This is a genomic window from Citrobacter sp. RHB21-C05 (assembly GCF_013889015.1).
GTDB lineage: Bacteria > Pseudomonadota > Gammaproteobacteria > Enterobacterales > Enterobacteriaceae > Citrobacter_A > Citrobacter_A sedlakii.
Genome location: NZ_CP057611.1, coordinates 4,060,848 through 4,076,277, shown reverse-complemented (window position 1 = coordinate 4,076,277; position 15,430 = coordinate 4,060,848). Strand labels below are relative to the sequence as shown.

17 protein-coding genes are annotated in these 15,430 nt (G+C 55.4%); 10 read left to right on the top strand and 7 right to left on the bottom strand.

Going from position 1 to position 15,430, the window contains the following annotated elements:
- The first annotated feature begins 222 nt into the window (after positions 1-222).
- The 5 genes from rpsF to HVX72_RS19360 all read left to right on the top strand — a co-directional run bounded on the left by rpsF (position 223) and on the right by HVX72_RS19360 (position 2,736).
- Complete coding sequence (gene rpsF, locus HVX72_RS19380; protein ID WP_001216673.1) at positions 223-618, top strand: 30S ribosomal protein S6; 396 nt, start codon at positions 223-225, stop codon at positions 616-618.
- 6 nt (positions 619-624) lie between these two features.
- Complete coding sequence (gene priB, locus HVX72_RS19375) at positions 625-939, top strand: primosomal replication protein N (protein ID WP_042289531.1); 315 nt, start codon at positions 625-627, stop codon at positions 937-939.
- Positions 940-943: 4 nt separating this feature from the next.
- Positions 944-1,171 carry a 30S ribosomal protein S18 gene (gene rpsR, locus HVX72_RS19370; protein ID WP_000135199.1) on the top strand — a complete coding sequence of 76 codons (228 nt, stop codon included), beginning with the start codon at positions 944-946 and terminating at the stop codon, positions 1,169-1,171.
- 41 nt (positions 1,172-1,212) lie between these two features.
- On the top strand, positions 1,213-1,662 hold the full coding sequence (gene rplI, locus HVX72_RS19365; protein ID WP_012907347.1) for a 50S ribosomal protein L9: 450 nt from the start codon (positions 1,213-1,215) through the stop codon (positions 1,660-1,662).
- A gap of 144 nt (positions 1,663-1,806) precedes the next feature.
- Positions 1,807-2,736: a DMT family transporter gene (locus HVX72_RS19360; protein WP_042289528.1), complete on the top strand. Its 930-nt coding sequence runs from the start codon at positions 1,807-1,809 to the stop codon at positions 2,734-2,736.
- 38 nt (positions 2,737-2,774) lie between these two features.
- Here HVX72_RS19360 and HVX72_RS19355 read toward each other — a convergent pair whose 3' ends face one another.
- Positions 2,775-3,425, bottom strand: a complete 651-nt coding sequence (locus HVX72_RS19355) for an OapA family protein (RefSeq protein ID WP_181822122.1) — start codon at positions 3,423-3,425, stop codon at positions 2,775-2,777.
- Positions 3,426-3,643: 218 nt separating this feature from the next.
- Between HVX72_RS19355 and fklB the strand changes: the two genes are divergently transcribed.
- On the top strand, positions 3,644-4,264 hold the full coding sequence (gene fklB / locus HVX72_RS19350) for an FKBP-type peptidyl-prolyl cis-trans isomerase (protein WP_042289524.1): 621 nt from the start codon (positions 3,644-3,646) through the stop codon (positions 4,262-4,264).
- Between the two features lie 322 nt (positions 4,265-4,586).
- The gene (cycA, locus tag HVX72_RS19345) at positions 4,587-5,996 is read left to right on the top strand and encodes a D-serine/D-alanine/glycine transporter (RefSeq protein WP_042289521.1); all 1,410 of its coding nucleotides are present in this window, start codon (positions 4,587-4,589) and stop codon (positions 5,994-5,996) included.
- 93 nt (positions 5,997-6,089) lie between these two features.
- Here cycA and ytfE read toward each other — a convergent pair whose 3' ends face one another.
- On the bottom strand, positions 6,090-6,752 hold the full coding sequence (ytfE, locus tag HVX72_RS19340) for an iron-sulfur cluster repair protein YtfE (RefSeq protein ID WP_042289519.1): 663 nt from the start codon (positions 6,750-6,752) through the stop codon (positions 6,090-6,092).
- Positions 6,753-6,997: 245 nt separating this feature from the next.
- On the opposite strand from ytfE, the gene HVX72_RS19335 reads away from it, so the two are divergent.
- Positions 6,998-8,551 (top strand): methyl-accepting chemotaxis protein, encoded by a 1,554-nt coding sequence (locus HVX72_RS19335; protein WP_181822121.1) that lies wholly within the window; start codon positions 6,998-7,000, stop codon positions 8,549-8,551.
- A gap of 49 nt (positions 8,552-8,600) precedes the next feature.
- On the opposite strand, the gene HVX72_RS19330 is transcribed toward HVX72_RS19335, so the two are convergent.
- The 3 genes from HVX72_RS19330 to HVX72_RS19320 form a co-directional block, all read right to left on the bottom strand.
- Complete coding sequence (locus HVX72_RS19330) at positions 8,601-9,566, bottom strand: DMT family transporter (protein ID WP_181822120.1); 966 nt, start codon at positions 9,564-9,566, stop codon at positions 8,601-8,603.
- A 76-nt stretch (positions 9,567-9,642) separates the two neighbouring features.
- Positions 9,643-10,467, bottom strand: a complete 825-nt coding sequence (locus tag HVX72_RS19325; protein ID WP_181822119.1) for an AraC family transcriptional regulator — start codon at positions 10,465-10,467, stop codon at positions 9,643-9,645.
- Positions 10,468-10,530: 63 nt separating this feature from the next.
- Positions 10,531-11,397 (bottom strand): SDR family oxidoreductase, encoded by an 867-nt coding sequence (locus tag HVX72_RS19320; protein WP_181822118.1) that lies wholly within the window; start codon positions 11,395-11,397, stop codon positions 10,531-10,533.
- Between the two features lie 87 nt (positions 11,398-11,484).
- Here HVX72_RS19320 and HVX72_RS19315 point away from each other — a divergent pair, with 87 nt between their 5' ends.
- Positions 11,485-11,865 carry a helix-turn-helix domain-containing protein gene (locus HVX72_RS19315; RefSeq protein ID WP_181822117.1) on the top strand — a complete coding sequence of 127 codons (381 nt, stop codon included), beginning with the start codon at positions 11,485-11,487 and terminating at the stop codon, positions 11,863-11,865.
- A 52-nt stretch (positions 11,866-11,917) separates the two neighbouring features.
- Here the strand turns inward: HVX72_RS19315 and HVX72_RS19310 are convergent, their stop codons facing one another.
- Positions 11,918-13,861, bottom strand: a complete 1,944-nt coding sequence (locus tag HVX72_RS19310; protein ID WP_181822116.1) for a bifunctional 2',3'-cyclic-nucleotide 2'-phosphodiesterase/3'-nucleotidase — start codon at positions 13,859-13,861, stop codon at positions 11,918-11,920.
- Between the two features lie 190 nt (positions 13,862-14,051).
- Here HVX72_RS19310 and cysQ point away from each other — a divergent pair, with 190 nt between their 5' ends.
- Entirely contained in the window at positions 14,052-14,792 is a 741-nt protein-coding gene (gene cysQ / locus HVX72_RS19305; RefSeq protein ID WP_042289503.1) for a 3'(2'),5'-bisphosphate nucleotidase CysQ, read from the top strand.
- Here cysQ and HVX72_RS19300 read toward each other — a convergent pair.
- A complete protein-coding gene (locus HVX72_RS19300) occupies positions 14,782-15,339 on the bottom strand; it encodes a YtfJ family protein (RefSeq protein ID WP_181822115.1) in 558 nt (185 codons plus the stop codon). The two genes, cysQ and HVX72_RS19300, sit on opposite strands and share 11 nt — an antisense overlap.
- Positions 15,340-15,430: the final 91 nt, after the last annotated feature.

Here is a 15,430-nt window from a genome sequence, read left to right as displayed (position 1 = left end):
GCAAAAACCATCTAATAACAACCACAAGATGAACTTCTCTCTTCTCGCCGGGGGATGAGCAGCGACAGCGAGCAGGCGATTGTTTGCAAATCGCCTTGAGTTTCCCGTCTGACCCCAGTATTATGACGCGTCATTTTTCAGCCGACCTTTAACACGTTCCTTGCCTCCCCGGGCCTCGGCTGACCCAGACAGGAGGCTGAATAATCCGTAAGGAGCAATTCGATGCGTCATTACGAAATCGTTTTTATGGTCCATCCTGACCAGAGCGAACAGGTTCCGGGCATGATCGAGCGTTACTCTGCTGCCATCACTGGCGCAGAAGGCAAGATCCACCGTCTGGAAGACTGGGGCCGCCGTCAGCTGGCTTACCCGATCAACAAACTGCACAAAGCGCACTACGTTCTGATGAACGTTGAAGCGCCGCAGGAAGTGATCGATGAGCTGGAAACTACCTTCCGCTTCAACGATGCCGTTATCCGTAGCATGGTAATGCGTACCAAGCACGCTGTTACCGAAGCATCTCCGATGGTTAAAGCGAAAGACGAGCGCCGTGAGCGTCGCGATGATTTCGCAAACGAAACCGCAGATGATGCTGAAGCTGGGGATTCTGAAGAGTAATTTCTGATGACCAACCGTCTGGTGTTGTCCGGCACCGTGTGCAGGGCTCCCCTTCGAAAGGTCAGTCCATCAGGAATTCCGCATTGCCAGTTCGTGCTTGAGCATCGTTCTGTGCAAGAGGAAGCCGGGTTTCACCGGCAGGCGTGGTGCCAAATGCCCGTTATTGTTAGCGGACATGAAAACCAGGCCATTACTCACAGTATAACGGTCGGTAGTCGCATAACCATTCAGGGATTTATCTCTTGCCACAAAGCAAAGAACGGCCTGAGCAAAATGGTTCTGCATGCCGAGCAGATTGAATTGATAGATTCTGGAGACTAGCCATATGGCACGTTATTTCCGTCGTCGCAAGTTCTGCCGTTTCACCGCGGAAGGCGTTCAAGAGATCGACTATAAAGATATCGCTACGCTGAAAAACTACATCACCGAAAGCGGTAAGATTGTCCCAAGCCGTATCACCGGTACCCGTGCAAAATACCAGCGTCAGCTGGCTCGCGCTATCAAACGCGCTCGCTACCTGTCCCTGCTGCCGTACACTGATCGCCATCAGTAATCGGTCACGGTCCATTAATACGACTTTGAGAGGATAAGGTAATGCAAGTTATTCTGCTTGATAAAGTAGCAAACCTGGGTAGCCTGGGTGATCAGGTTAACGTTAAAGCGGGCTACGCTCGTAACTTCCTGGTACCACAGGGTAAAGCTGTTCCTGCTACCAAGAAAAACGTTGAATACTTCGAAGCACGTCGCGCTGAACTGGAAGCTAAACTGGCTGACGTTCTGGCTGCTGCAAATGCACGCGCAGAGAAAATCAACGCACTGGAAACCGTTACTATCGCGTCTAAAGCAGGCGACGAAGGTAAACTGTTCGGTTCCATCGGTACTCGCGACATCGCTGACGCTGTTACTGCAGCTGGCGTTGAAGTGGCTAAGAGCGAAGTTCGTCTGCCGAACGGCGTTCTGCGTACCACTGGTGAGCACGAAGTGAACTTCCAGGTTCACAGCGAAGTCTTCGCTAAGCTGACCATTAACGTTGTTGCAGAATAAGTTTTTATTCTGACAGCTTCGTGAAAAACGCCGACCTTGTGTCGGCGTTTTGCTTTTCTTCCTCTGCGCTTTTTCACACTGGCTATTCTTTGCCCTTTTCGGGATAATCATTAAAAATAAAACATAATTTCAATGTGGTGAAGAATGGATACCCCGCACCCGCAACCTCTGTTTGCGCGTAAAAATATTGTCTACCTGAGCGCCGCGTTTTGCTGCCTGTTATGGGGGAGCGCCTACCCGGCGATTAAAAGCGGCTATGAGATCTTCCAGATCGCAACCGATGATATTCCTTCAAAAATTGTTTTTGCCGGTTACCGCTTCCTGTTTGCCGGTCTGCTGCTTCTGCTGCTGGCCATGGCGCAGCGTAAGCCCATCGGCAGATTACGTTCTCGCCAGTTCGGCCAGCTCACGTTACTGGGGCTGACGCAGACCTCTTTACAGTACATCTTCTTTTATATTGGTCTGGCCTTCACCACTGGGGTGAAAGGCTCGATCATGAATGCGACAGGCACCTTCTTTAGCGTACTGCTGGCGCACTTCATCTACCAGAATGACAAGCTGAGCTATAACAAAACACTGGGTTGTATCCTCGGCTTCGCGGGAGTGATGGTGGTGAATTTCAGCAGCGGGCTGGACTTCAGTTTTAGCCTGCTGGGCGACGGGTCTGTCGTCCTGGCGGCGTTTATCCTTTCCGCCGCCACGCTTTACGGCAAGCGCATCTCGCAGACGGTTGACCCTACGGTAATGACCGGTTACCAGTTGGGGATTGGCGGCCTGGCGCTGATCGCTGGCGGTTACGCGTTTGGCGGCACGCTCACCGTCCACGGGTTTTCATCTGTCGCGATTCTCGGTTATCTGACATTACTCTCGTCGGTAGCGTTTGCACTGTGGAGCATTTTGCTCAAATACAACCGGGTGGGAATGATTGCACCGTTTAACTTCTTGATTCCCGTTTCCGGAGCGGTGCTGTCGGCAGTGTTTCTTGGCGAGAATATTCTTGAATGGAAATACGCGATTGCGCTGGTGCTGGTGTGTTCGGGGATCTGGTGGGTCAATAAGGTGCGTAAAGCGTAAATCAGGCCCGGTGGCATACTGTCGCCGGGCATAGGTGATTATCGCGCCCGCAGGAAACTGCCGTCCGGCTGACGGGTGAACAGTACCTGCTGGTCATTGCCGGTATCGATGGTTAAGCCTGTCACTACGCCGTTCGCATTCTGGCGAATCTGCACTAACTGCCCTTCTTTAAGGGTGCTCAACGGCTTGCCTGCGCCTTCCACTTTTGCCATGGCATACACGTCTGTCGGCGGCAGCCCGTGGTCGCGGAACAACTGCGCCATCGTTTTACCAGAACCAACGCGGTAAGAACGCCATTGCTGATCGATCCCGCTGTCCGGCTGGAAAGGCTGCGTTTGCGGCTGCGACTGTTGTGTCTGCGGCTGCGTTTCCGGCTGGCCTTCCTGAATGGGTTCCGGCGCCACCGGAGCGACCTGTCCGGGATCGTTTTGCGGCGTGACGAGCTGCGCCTGCAGCTGTGCTTCGGTCGGTGGCTGAGACGGTGACTGAATATCCAGCTGCGCGTCACGGGTTACCGTAGGCGCAACGCTATTGTCGTCGGAGGGAAGCAGGAAACCGATGACCAGCACCACTGCCGCAATAATAATGCCGCGGCGGTGCATCGGCGGAAGCGGGTCCATAAGGCGAAAATTGTCCGGTGCATGCCAGATTTTCGCCAGGGTAGGTTTTAGTTCAAAGCGCCCGGGCATGGCTTTCCTCCTGCTCCGCGTCTCGTTCCTCAATCATAGAGTATAGACAGCTAACGCTATGATGTTCGTGATATTACCCGCTTTTGATATATTCATACGGGATACCCCTATTGTTTCTTTTTCCCCAGGATTTGTCATCCACCCCATGACAACATTTTACCGCAGAGGGCGCGGCTGTTATGCTGCCCGCTACTTTAAATCCGATGAAAGGAAATACGATGGCAACCCCGACTTTTGACACTATCGAAGCGCAAGCAAGCTACGGCATTGGTTTGCAGGTAGGACAGCAACTGAGCGAATCCGGCCTGCAGGGGCTGTTGCCTGAAGCGCTGGTTGCAGGTATTGCCGATGCGCTGGAAGGTAAACAACCGGCTGTTCCGGTTGACGTGGTACACCGCGCGCTGCGTGAAATTCATGAGCGTGCTGATGCCGTACGTCGCGAACGTTTCCAGGCGATGGCCGCGGAAGGCGTGAAGTATCTGGAAGAAAACCGTGAGAAAGAGGGGGTGAGCAGCACCGAATCCGGTCTGCAATTCCGCGTACTGACCCAGGGTGAAGGTCCGATTCCGGCCCGTACTGACCGCGTTCGCGTGCATTATACCGGCAAGCTGATTGACGGCACCGTATTCGACAGCTCCGTAGCGCGCGGCGAACCGGCTGAATTCCCGGTTAATGGAGTGATCGCCGGCTGGATTGAAGCGCTGACCTTAATGCCGGTCGGCTCGAAGTGGGAACTGACTATTCCTCATGAACTCGCCTACGGTGAACGCGGCGCGGGTGCCTCCATTCCGCCGTTCAGCACGCTGGTGTTTGACGTCGAGCTGCTGGAAATCCTGTAAGCAGAGTCTTCTGTTCCCTTCGGAAAAGAGGGGAACAGAAAATATGCAATAAAACCGCGTATTCGCCGAACATCGGCATTTTATCTTGCAAATGGTTCCGTTGCGTGTATTTTTGTGAGCTAATTCGCGTTATCAGAGTGATATGACACTCACTTTAAACATATAGTTAACATAATATTTAAATCTTAGTATTCATCCCGCCGATTCTTACCTAATATCGATGAGTCCTGACAACAGGATCGTCGTATCATACAGAAGCACAACAGACGCATTAAAGGCCGCAGAGCCTGCACAACACAGACAGGTACAGGAAGAATAAAACATGGTAGATCAGGTAAAAGTCGCCGCCGATGAACAGGCACCGGCTGAACAGTCGCTACGGCGCAATCTCACAAACCGACATATTCAGCTTATCGCCATTGGCGGGGCGATCGGTACGGGCCTGTTTATGGGGTCCGGCAAAACCATCAGCCTCGCCGGACCGTCGATCATTTTTGTTTATATGATCATCGGCTTTATGCTCTTCTTCGTCATGCGGGCGATGGGCGAGCTGCTGCTCTCAAATCTGGAATATAAATCTTTTAGTGACTTTGCTTCGGATCTGCTGGGACCGTGGGCAGGCTATTTTACCGGCTGGACCTACTGGTTCTGCTGGGTGGTGACCGGGATGGCGGACGTCGTGGCGATTACCGCTTATGCCCAGTTCTGGTTCCCGGGGCTTTCCGACTGGGTGGCCTCGCTGGCTGTCGTGGTCTTGCTGCTGAGCCTTAACCTCGCCACTGTGAAAATGTTCGGTGAGATGGAGTTCTGGTTCGCGATGATTAAAATCGTCGCCATCGTCGCGCTGATTATCGTGGGGCTGGTGATGATCGCCATGCACTTTACATCACCGACCGGCGTCGAAGCGTCTTTTGCGCACCTGTGGAATGATGGCGGCTGGTTCCCGAAAGGCATCAGCGGCTTCTTTGCTGGCTTCCAGATTGCAGTGTTTGCGTTTGTTGGTATCGAACTGGTAGGGACAACGGCGGCTGAAACGAAAGATCCCGAGAAATCCCTGCCGCGCGCCATCAACTCCATTCCTGTTCGTATCATTATGTTCTACGTGTTCGCGCTGATCGTCATTATGTCCGTCACGCCGTGGAGCTCCGTGGTACCGGATAAGAGCCCGTTCGTAGAGCTGTTTGTACTGGTTGGTCTGCCTGCCGCGGCAAGCGTGATCAACTTCGTGGTGCTGACCTCTGCGGCCTCTTCGGCAAACAGCGGTGTGTTCTCGACTAGCCGCATGCTGTTCGGCCTGGCGCAGGAAGGGGTGGCGCCGAAAGCGTTCGCGAAGCTGTCTAAACGCGCGGTTCCAGCCAAAGGGCTGACCTTCTCTTGCATCTGTCTGCTGGGCGGCGTGGTGATGTTGTACGTCAACCCGAGCGTGATTGGCGCGTTCACCATGATCACCACGGTGTCGGCAATCCTGTTTATGTTCGTGTGGACCATTATCCTGTGTTCATACCTTGTGTATCGCAAACAGCGTCCGCACCTGCATGAGAAATCGATCTATAAAATGCCGCTTGGCAAGCTGATGTGCTGGGTGTGCATGGCGTTCTTCGTGTTTGTGATCGTGCTGCTGACCCTGGAAGACGATACCCGTCAGGCGCTGCTCGTCACGCCGCTGTGGTTTATCGCCCTGGGACTGGGCTGGCTGTTTATCGGTAAGAGACGTATGGCAGGAATGCGTTAAATCGTATCGCCCGGTGGCGGCAACGCTTACCGGGCTCGCTTACTGGTACAGGTTGTAGGCCGGATTAGGCGTATCCGCCATCCGGCAAATCGCTTATTCCCCGGCTAAGGCACGCGGGAACAGGACATTATTCTCCAGACTGATGTGCTCCATCAGGTCATCAATCATCTCGTTAATCCCGTTGTACATCGCTTTCCAGGTGGTGCAGGCTTCCGGCGGAATGGTCACATTCTGCGTGGTATGCTTAATCACTTCCAGCAGTTCACCCGCCTCATCATGCTCGCTTTCCATCACGCTGATTGGCCCCATCGCCTGGCTGCCCATTCCCTGTTTGATCATTGGAAACAGGATCTGCTCTTCTTTCATCATGTGGCTCGACAGCTCCTGATGCAGCATAGTCAGGTACTTCGCCAGACCTTTCGGCACGTTTGGCTTATCAGCATGTACGCGTTCAACTTTGGTCGCCTGCAGGATCAGTTCCGGCAATTGCTCACGGTGTCTGTCGTGGTAGCGCACGATGATGTGGTTGATGATTTCGGCTAACGGCGCGGTACGCCAGTCTTTTTCAATGGGCTGTTCAGCCAGTTGGGCAAGCTGCGCCTCAATGGCGTCAACGTCCAGCTCTTTGCGAGCGGCCGCCCGCGCCAGCGTCTGCTTACCGCCGCAGCAGTAGTCCATATCATACTTACGAAACAGCGCCGACGCGCGAGGAATAGAAAGCGCCAGTTCACCTAAAGGTTGATCGCGATAAGCCATAGCCGTTACCTCATTTTGAATAATATAAGATGTATCTTAAATACATCTTTATGTGGGCGCTATAACCCTTTCGGGTCAGAGGATTTTGTGATGTCTGTCACGAAAAATTCTTTCGTTTTTAACGTACTGATACTTATCAGAAAGCGCGCCATTCTCCCATAAACGGAGTCCTGGCGAATTAAACAACCCGCGATCGCTGCCGATACCAAGTCCTCAGACAACACCTGCAACATAAAAGGCAAAAGATGTTTAAACGAATCAACGTGATCACTTTATTGATCGTGGTGCTACTTGCGCTCGGGGCGATGCAGCTTCTTTCGGCTGGCGTGTTTATTAACGCGCTGAAAAATGACAAACAAAATTTCACGGTGTCGCAACTTGCAAGCCAGAACGTGGCGGAATTTACCGATGCGTGGATCAGCCTCAATCAGGCGCGGGTAACGCTGAACCGGGGGATGCTGCGTTTGCAAAGCAGCATGGCAGGGCAGATCAACGGCGGCCAGCTCAGCGAACTGGTGAAAACCGCAGATGCTCTGCTGGCGAACGCGAAAAAACATTACGACACCTATTATGCGCTACCGGAAACGCCAGGGATGGACGAGCGCCTGGCGGACAGGCTGGAAGAACAGTACGGCATTTACTCAGCGACGCTGGCAAAAATGAACGCCTTGCTGGCGCAAGGCAAACTGGAAGAGATGTTTAAGCAGAACGCCGAACAGAAACAAACGGCAATGCAGAGCGTCTATCACGAATGGCGCACCGCGCAGGCGAAGCTCACCAGCGCGGGGATCAAGGATAACGAAAGCGACTATCAGCGCATCCTGTGGATTCTGTCCTTTATTCTGCTGGCGGTCGTGGTCGTCATCCTGATCAGTTGGATAGCGATGCAGCGCGTGCTGTTGAAGCCGCTGCATGAAGTGATGTCCCATATTCGCCATATCGCGTCCGGCGATCTCACGCACAGCATTGACGCGGAAGGCAACAACGAAATGGCGCTGCTGGCGCGTAACGTACGCGATATGCAGCAGTCGCTGGCGAATACCGTCCGCGTGGTGCGCGATGGCGCCGATACGATCTACACCGGTGCCGGTGAGATTACGGCGGGCAGTAACGATCTCTCCTCACGTACTGAACAGCAGGCCGCTTCGCTGGAAGAAACCGCAGCCAGCATGGAGCAGTTGACCGCCACCGTCCGGCAGAATGCGGACAACGCCCGCCAGGCGACGCAACTGGCGAAGAACGCCTCGGGTACGGCGAAAAAGGGCGGCGAGGTCGTGGAAGGCGTCGTGCGCACCATGGATGAGATCGCCGCCAGTTCCAGCAAGATAGCCCAGATTACTAGCGTGATTGACGGCATTGCCTTCCAGACGAACATCCTGGCGCTTAACGCCGCGGTGGAAGCGGCGCGCGCAGGCGAGCAGGGACGTGGATTCGCCGTGGTCGCTGGTGAAGTTCGTACGCTGGCGAGCCGCAGCGCCCAGGCCGCGAAAGAGATCAAGGCGCTGATTGAAGACTCTGGCGATCGGGTGAATGCCGGTTCCGCGCTGGTGCATGAAGCCGGTGAAACGATGAATGAGATTGTCAGCGCGGTCACCCGTGTGACCGACATCATGGGCGAAATCGCCTCCGCGTCGGATGAGCAAAGCCGGGGAATCGATCAGGTGGGACAGGCGGTGGCGGAGATGGATCGCGTGACTCAGCAGAACGCATCGCTGGTGGAGGAGTCAGCGTCTGCCGCCGCCGCGCTGGAAGAACAGGCTGCGCGTCTGAATCAGACGGTAGCGGTATTTAAAGTATAAGCAGCAGCATTAACTGCAGGCCGGACACGCGCAGCGCTGTCCGGCCCATTTACATCTCCGGGACGGGCGCCACGCCGGGTTTTTCCGGTTTGGCTTTCACGGCGAGCACCACGCCGACAACGAGCAGCGCTATGCCGCTTAATGTCAGCAGCGGGGGAATGTCCTGACGCAGAATAAAGGTGTACAGCAGGCCCGCCAGCGTCTCAAATACAATTAATGGCCCAAGGATCACCGTCGGCAACCGTTGGCTGGCGATATTCCAGCACAGAGCCCCTACCCACGAGCACAGCACCGCAATTGCCACCATCAGGCCGATAAAGACCGCAGGTCGCGGACCAAAGGGGAGCGCAAAGCCTGGGGTTTGGTTGTGTAGCCACAAGCAGGCGGCGATGTAGCCTGCGAAAGAGACGGGCAGGGTGACCAGCGCCTGCGCTGTCGCCCACATCATTGGATGCTTGTCCGGATTTTCGCGCAGCCAGCGCGCATTACGCAGCGCATACCACGCCCAGCAGGCCACCGAAACCACCGCCAGCGCGATGCCAGAGCCATAGCGCCAGCCGCTGAAATTCGGCAGCCCTTGACCCAGCTCCGCGATATTCACACACAGCAGACCGATGCCTGTCAACGCCAGTGAAGGGGCAAGGCGTCGCCAGGCGAGTCTGCCGTCGCGATGACTGTACAGCAGGTTAGCAAATACCGGAATGACGACCGGCAGCGTGCCGATAATCATCGTCGATACCGGCGCGCCGGTGCGCTGAATGGCGCTGGCGAGGCAGAGATAGTAAATCAGGTTGCCCATCATGGTCAGCGCCAGCGCGGTGAACCAGTCCTTTGAGGTCAATTGGCGAAGACGGGCGCGACCAAGCCAGGCGAGCGGCAGAGCGATCAGGCCCAGCGCCAGGTAACGCCCCATCGACTGCAGCATCGCCGGGTATTCCGGTACGATCAACGGCCCGACAAAAATCAGTCCCCACATTAACCCTGCCAGCAGGGCATATATCACGCCGCTAATCATTATGTTTCTCCCTTTGCTTTAACCCAGCGCCGAGTGTAGGCAGGGAAAACGCGGGCGTATTGTATGAGATTGCGCATTAGCGGAGGAAAACCTGTCTCTGGTAGCGCACGGGAGTGATGCCGTAGCGATGGGTAAAGGCGCGAGTCAGATGCGACTGGTCGGTAAGGCCAGCGGCGGCGGCCACTTCGGCGGCGGGCATCCCGAGAGTGAGAAAGGCTTTCGCCCTCCACAGGCGGATCGCCATCAGCATCTGATGCGGCGTGACGTGAAAATGCGCTTTGAACTGGCGCTGAAAATGCCAGGGACTGAGCGCCGCGACAGCGGCCAGTTCGTCTAAGGTGACCGGACGCATGTAGTTGTCGTGGAGATAATCGCGCACCCGCGCAAAGCGGTGCGCGCCTTCACGCGGCGCCCGCATCGGCTGCGCCAGCGGCCGGAAGGTATCGATTAAATCCAGCAACAGTCCTTTCTGCGCCAGCGGATCGTCGGTGTGCCACAAACCGTGGATCAGCGAGCAAATCTGGCGTGAACGCAAGGGATCGTGTCTTGTCACTTCGCGAAACCCCCAGTGGCGGATCCCCGTGATCTCTTCCAGCAGGGTGGGGTCAAGATAGATCATCCGGTAGCGCCAGCCATCGGCGGTTTCAGCTTCGCCGGTGTGCAGTTCGTCCGGATTCATGGTGATAACGGAATGGGCGGGCGCCAGATACTGGGTGCCGCGATAGCGAAAGCGCTCGGCTCCCGCCTCAATAGCCCCAATGCCGAAGGCTTCGTGGGTGTGGGGTTCGAAGGCGTAGCGAGAAATATGCGCATGATACAGTTCCACGCCCGGCACTTCCGCCAGATGGCGAAAACGGGCGCTGTCTTTCTCATCGTTGAATTGCTCAGGTACACCTTGCATGTCATCTCTCCCCACGCATCATCCTGCCATTATCAAAGAGGATACGTGAGGATGTCACCTAATTTAACTAATTTTTAACACTTGCAGCATGGTGCGAACGCTGTCGGCAAGCGTGGTGGTGGGACGACCAATCAGTTGGCTCAATGTACGGCTGTTATCGAACAGACCGCCTTCAGAAGCGCCAATATCCGAATCCGCCAGCATATCAGCCAGGCCAGCGGGCAGACCTGCCCCCTGCAGCGCCGCGGCGAAGTCCGCTTCACTCAGGTTCTGATAGACAATGAGTTTGCCGCTCTGTTGACTCAGTTCGTCAGCCAGTTGGCTCAGCGTCCAGGCGTCGTCCCCCGCCAGTTCATACACTTTTCCGGCATGGCCGTCGGTGCTGAGGACGCGCGCAGCGGCGGCGGCATAGTCAGCACGCGTCGCAGAGGCGATTTTGCCCTCGCCAGCGGCGCCGATAAACACGCCGTGCTCCAGCGCGGCGGGCGCGCTCGCCAGGTAGTTTTCGCTATACCAGCCGTTGCGCAGCAGCGTATACGGGATGCCGGATCCCGCCAGCATCTTCTCAGTCTCGACATGCTCAAGGTGCAGGCCGAGCGGGGAACGATCTGCATGAAGCAGACTGGTGTAAGCGATAAATTTTACGCCTGCCGTTTTCGCCGCGTTAATCACATTACGGTGTTGCACAGCGCGCTGCCCGACCTCGCTTGACGAGATCAACAACAGCTTTTCGACGCCCTGTAGCGCGGTGGTGAAGGCGGCCTCATCGCTATAGTCTGCCTGGCGGACGGTGATTCCCCGCTGGCTTAGCGTCGCGGCCTTCGCCGGGTGACGCACAATCGCCACGACCTGGCTGGCGGGAACAGTTTTTAGCAGGCTTTCGATAACATGGTGGCCGAGTTGGCCGGTAGCGCCGGTGATGGCAATCATGGGGTGACTCCTTTACGTGTCTGTTGTGTTCCATTACGCTATCACCTAAACTTACTTTTAGTAAGTACGTACAAAAAGGTAAGTGTAATGCGTAAATCCACTCTTTCTCAGCAGCTTCGCGACGGCAACCTGTTCGCCGAGCAGTGCCCTTCCCGCGACGTGCTTAAGCATGTCACCAGCCGTTGGGGCGTGTTAATTCTGGTTGCGCTGCGTGACGGCACGCACCGGTTTAGCGATCTGCGGCGCAAAATGGGGGGCGTGAGTGAAAAGATGCTGGCGCAGTCATTGCAGGCGCTGGAACGGGATGGGTTTATCAACCGGGTGTCCTATCCGGTGGTACCGCCGCATGTCGAGTATAGCCTGACGCCGCTTGGCGAGCAGGTAAGTGAAAAGGTCGCCGCGCTGGCGGACTGGATTGAGCTGAATTTACCGCAGGTGCTGGCGCTGCGGGAAGCGCGTGCGGCGTGACGTCTTGCCGGATAAGCGCATGAACAGCGCAATCCGGCACGCCGCACAACGTTTACTTGCTCAAATCCACCTGATAAATCGCAAACCCAACGTCATCGGTGGCGACTTTTTGCATCGGATACTGCCCTTTCTCTTTAATAAATGCCGCCGCTTTCGCGGTGGGTGAGGTTTCAAAGCGAATATCCAGTTTGCGGTCGCTGTGAATCGGCGCCAGACGCCAGTTATTATCTGCTGCCGGGTGGATCTCGCCTGTACGCTTCGACTCCGCGCCGATCCACGCCGCCAGCACTGAATGGTTTTCATCCGGTGAGGCAAACGCGATATGGCTGTCGCCGGTTCCGGCGAACTTACCGCCGTATGCGCGATAGTTATTGGTGGCGACCAGGAAAAGCGCATTCGGGTCGATCGGCTTGCCGTTAAAGGTCAGGTTTTTGATGCGCTCGGCTTTTGGATTTACCGTCTGGCATTCGCCGTCGTAACGGGCGGGCTGGGAGACGTCAATCTGATAGTTCACGCCATCGATCACGTCGAAGTTATACGTGCGGAAACCGTCCCAGTTGATCAGCGACTGCGGTTTGCTGCTGTTGATATCAATCTGATTAAACTGCCCGGCGGCGCACTCCAGCCACTCTTTCACCTCTTTACCGCTGGCTTTCACCACCACCAGGGTGTTCGGATACAGGTACAGATCCGCGGCATTACGGAAGGTAAGCTGACCTTTTTCGACTTCGACAAAGCTGGCCGGATCGTTCTTACGTCCGCCCACTTTAAACGGCGCGGCGGCAGACAATACCGGCAGTTTCGCCAGATCCGGATCGCCCTGAATAAAGTGTTCCACATAGGCTTTCTGCGCGTTGTTCACTACTTGTACGGTCGGATCGTCCTGCACCAGCGCCAGAAAGCTGTACATGTTGTCGGCGGATTTGCCGATCGGTTTGCTGACGAAATCGCGGGTGGCGTCATGATCGCTTTTCAGAATCCGCACCAGCTTTTCATCTTCGGCGGCCAGCGACTTTTTCGCCGCGGGGTCGTAAATCGGGCGCGCTTCAGCTTTCGCTCCGGTTACCTGCCACTTTCCGCTGTCATTGTTAAGCACCAGATCCACAACCCCAAGATGATCGCCCCACATGCCCGGCATCACCGCTGGTATGCCGTTTAGCGTGCCCTTAGCGATATCTGCGCCTTTGATACCGGCAAAGTCTTTGCCCGGAAAGACCGCGTGCGCGTGACCAAACATAATGGCGTTAATGCCCGGCACGTCGCTGAGATAATAAACGGAGTTTTCCGCCATGCTCTGGTACGGGTCGGCGGAAAGGCCGGAGTGAGCAATCGCCACGACGATATCCGCCCCTTTCTCGCGCATTTCCGGCACGTATTTCCGCGCGGTTTCGGTAATATCATTCACCGTCACTTTGCCGCTCAGGTTGGCTTTATCCCAGGTCATGATTTGCGGCGGCACAAAGCCGATATAGCCAATTTTCAGGGTTTGCGTATGGCCTTCGTTATCCACCACGTCCGTTTCTTTAATCAGATACGGCGTAAACAGCGGCTTTTGTGTTTTCACGTCGATGATATTGGCGTTGACGTAGGGGAACGTGGCGCCAGCCAGCGCCTTGTGCAGGTAATCCAGCCCGTAGTTAAACTCGTGGTTGCCAAGATTACCGACCGCGTAGTCCAGCGTGTTCATCGCTTTATAGACCGGGTGAATATCGCCGTCCTTTAGCCCTTTCGCCGCCATGTAGTCACCTAAGGGACTTCCCTGAATCAGATCGCCGTTGTCGACCAGTACGCTGTTTTGCACTTCGCCACGCGCTGCGTTGATCAGGCTTGCGGTGCGTACCAGTCCGAATTTTTCGGTCGGCGTATCCTTGTAATAATCGAAATCCATCATATTGCTATGCAGATCGGTGGTTTCCATTATCCGCAGATTGACCGTCGCGGCGTTCACGCTGGCCGCGATCAGCGTGGCCAAAAGCGTTACACTAAACTTAATCATCAGGGGCATCCTTTTTTAGATCGAGGCCACAAAAGAAAATGTATATAAATTTTCTTTCTTACAGAACTGTGAATCATGACATGAAAAGCGGCGGCAAAAACGCAGACGCTATCACAGTTGGCGGATCCTCCTGCAATGGGGTATAAGTAAAACAACGAGTTAACACCACTGTACGAAAACGAGGTGGAGAATGTTAGAACAAGTCTGTCAGCTTGCACGGAACGCGGGCGATGCCATTATGCAGGTTTATGATGGAATCAAACCGATGGAGATCGTTAGCAAGCAGGACGATTCTCCCGTCACCGCAGCGGACATCGCCGCGCACGCCGTCATCGTTGAAGGGTTAAAGACGTTAACGCCGGACATCCCGGTTCTGTCGGAAGAAGATCCCCCCGCCTGGGAAGTGCGTCAGCACTGGCAGCGCTACTGGCTGGTGGACCCGCTGGACGGCACCAAAGAGTTTATCAAACGCAATGGCGAATTCACCGTTAACATCGCGCTGATCGATAACGGTAAACCGGTGCTGGGCGTGGTTTATGCGCCGGTGATGAAGGTGATGTATAGCGCCGCTGAGGGCAAGGCCTGGAAAGAGGAATGCAGCGTACGCAAACCGATCCAGGTACGCGATGCGCGTCCGCCGCTGGTAGTCATTAGTCGCTCGCACACGGATAACGAACTGAAAGAGTATCTTCAGCAGTTGGGCGAACACCAGACCACGTCGATCGGTTCGTCGTTAAAATTCTGTCTGGTGGCAGAAGGACAGGCGCAGTTGTACCCGCGCTTCGGACCGACCTGCATCTGGGATACCGCCGCTGGCCATGCGGTTGCCGCCGCCGCCGGGGCGCACGTTCACGACTGGCAGGGCAAACCGCTGGACTACACCCCGCGTGAATCGTTCCTCAACCCCGGCTTCCGGGTGTCTATTTACTGAGTAATTTATGCAGCAGGGCGATCACCTGCTGCACATCTTGTTGGCTTAACGCACCGTCTTTGGCCCACTGCACACGACCCTCTTTATCCAGCACCACAATGGCGGAGCTTTCTTCCTCCAGTTGCCAGGCCTTACGCGCTACGCCGTTGCTGTCGACAATAAATTGCGACCACGGGTAGAGCTTCTTATTGCTCTCCAGGCTGCTACGCACAAACATGCCGGAGCCGGGAATGGCGTCGTCGGTGTTCACGATAGTGGTGGTCTGATAGGTATCGTGGGGCAGTTTTGCCGATTTAATCGCTTCTATCAGCGTGGCGTTCTTCTCTTTAGCCGAGGTGCGTCCCGCGATGTGCTGGAGGATGCGCACTTTGCCCGGCAGTTGCGCGCTGTTCCACTTTTTGTAGCTGAACGTATCGTTTTCCAGCACCAGCTCGCCGCGATCGGCTATTCCCACCGCCGGTACGCGTTGGTTGATTTCGAAGCTATGGGCGGAAGCCATCATCGGCGCTAACAGGCATGCCAGCGCCAGAATCTTACGTAGGGTCATGGTGTTTCCTTTTTCTTGTTTGCAGGTGATCCGACCACTTTGGGCCGCTGTTTAATCATATGTGCGAATGATGCTTTTTCCCGTAAACGCG

What these genes read in the sequence shown, in the direction of transcription:
- ytfE (WP_042289519.1), bottom strand. Translation starts at nt 6,752, where the DNA reads ATGGCTTATCGCGATCAACCTTTAGGTGAACTGGCGCTTTCTATTCCT.
- HVX72_RS19320 (WP_181822118.1), bottom strand. Translation starts at nt 11,397, where the DNA reads ATGATTGCCATCACCGGCGCTACCGGCCAACTCGGCCACCATGTTATC.
- HVX72_RS19325 (WP_181822119.1), bottom strand. Translation starts at nt 10,467, where the DNA reads ATGCAAGGTGTACCTGAGCAATTCAACGATGAGAAAGACAGCGCCCGT.
- HVX72_RS19355 (WP_181822122.1), bottom strand. Translation starts at nt 3,425, where the DNA reads ATGCCCGGGCGCTTTGAACTAAAACCTACCCTGGCGAAAATCTGGCAT.
- cycA (WP_042289521.1), top strand. Translation starts at nt 4,587, where the DNA reads ATGGTAGATCAGGTAAAAGTCGCCGCCGATGAACAGGCACCGGCTGAA.
- HVX72_RS19360 (WP_042289528.1), top strand. Translation starts at nt 1,807, where the DNA reads ATGGATACCCCGCACCCGCAACCTCTGTTTGCGCGTAAAAATATTGTC.
- HVX72_RS19315 (WP_181822117.1), top strand. Translation starts at nt 11,485, where the DNA reads ATGCGTAAATCCACTCTTTCTCAGCAGCTTCGCGACGGCAACCTGTTC.
- fklB (WP_042289524.1), top strand. Translation starts at nt 3,644, where the DNA reads ATGGCAACCCCGACTTTTGACACTATCGAAGCGCAAGCAAGCTACGGC.
- HVX72_RS19310 (WP_181822116.1), bottom strand. Translation starts at nt 13,861, where the DNA reads ATGATTAAGTTTAGTGTAACGCTTTTGGCCACGCTGATCGCGGCCAGC.
- HVX72_RS19330 (WP_181822120.1), bottom strand. Translation starts at nt 9,566, where the DNA reads ATGATTAGCGGCGTGATATATGCCCTGCTGGCAGGGTTAATGTGGGGA.
- priB (WP_042289531.1), top strand. Translation starts at nt 625, where the DNA reads ATGACCAACCGTCTGGTGTTGTCCGGCACCGTGTGCAGGGCTCCCCTT.
- rpsR (WP_000135199.1), top strand. Translation starts at nt 944, where the DNA reads ATGGCACGTTATTTCCGTCGTCGCAAGTTCTGCCGTTTCACCGCGGAA.
- rpsF (WP_001216673.1), top strand. Translation starts at nt 223, where the DNA reads ATGCGTCATTACGAAATCGTTTTTATGGTCCATCCTGACCAGAGCGAA.
- cysQ (WP_042289503.1), top strand. Translation starts at nt 14,052, where the DNA reads ATGTTAGAACAAGTCTGTCAGCTTGCACGGAACGCGGGCGATGCCATT.
- rplI (WP_012907347.1), top strand. Translation starts at nt 1,213, where the DNA reads ATGCAAGTTATTCTGCTTGATAAAGTAGCAAACCTGGGTAGCCTGGGT.
- HVX72_RS19300 (WP_181822115.1), bottom strand. Translation starts at nt 15,339, where the DNA reads ATGACCCTACGTAAGATTCTGGCGCTGGCATGCCTGTTAGCGCCGATG.
- HVX72_RS19335 (WP_181822121.1), top strand. Translation starts at nt 6,998, where the DNA reads ATGTTTAAACGAATCAACGTGATCACTTTATTGATCGTGGTGCTACTT.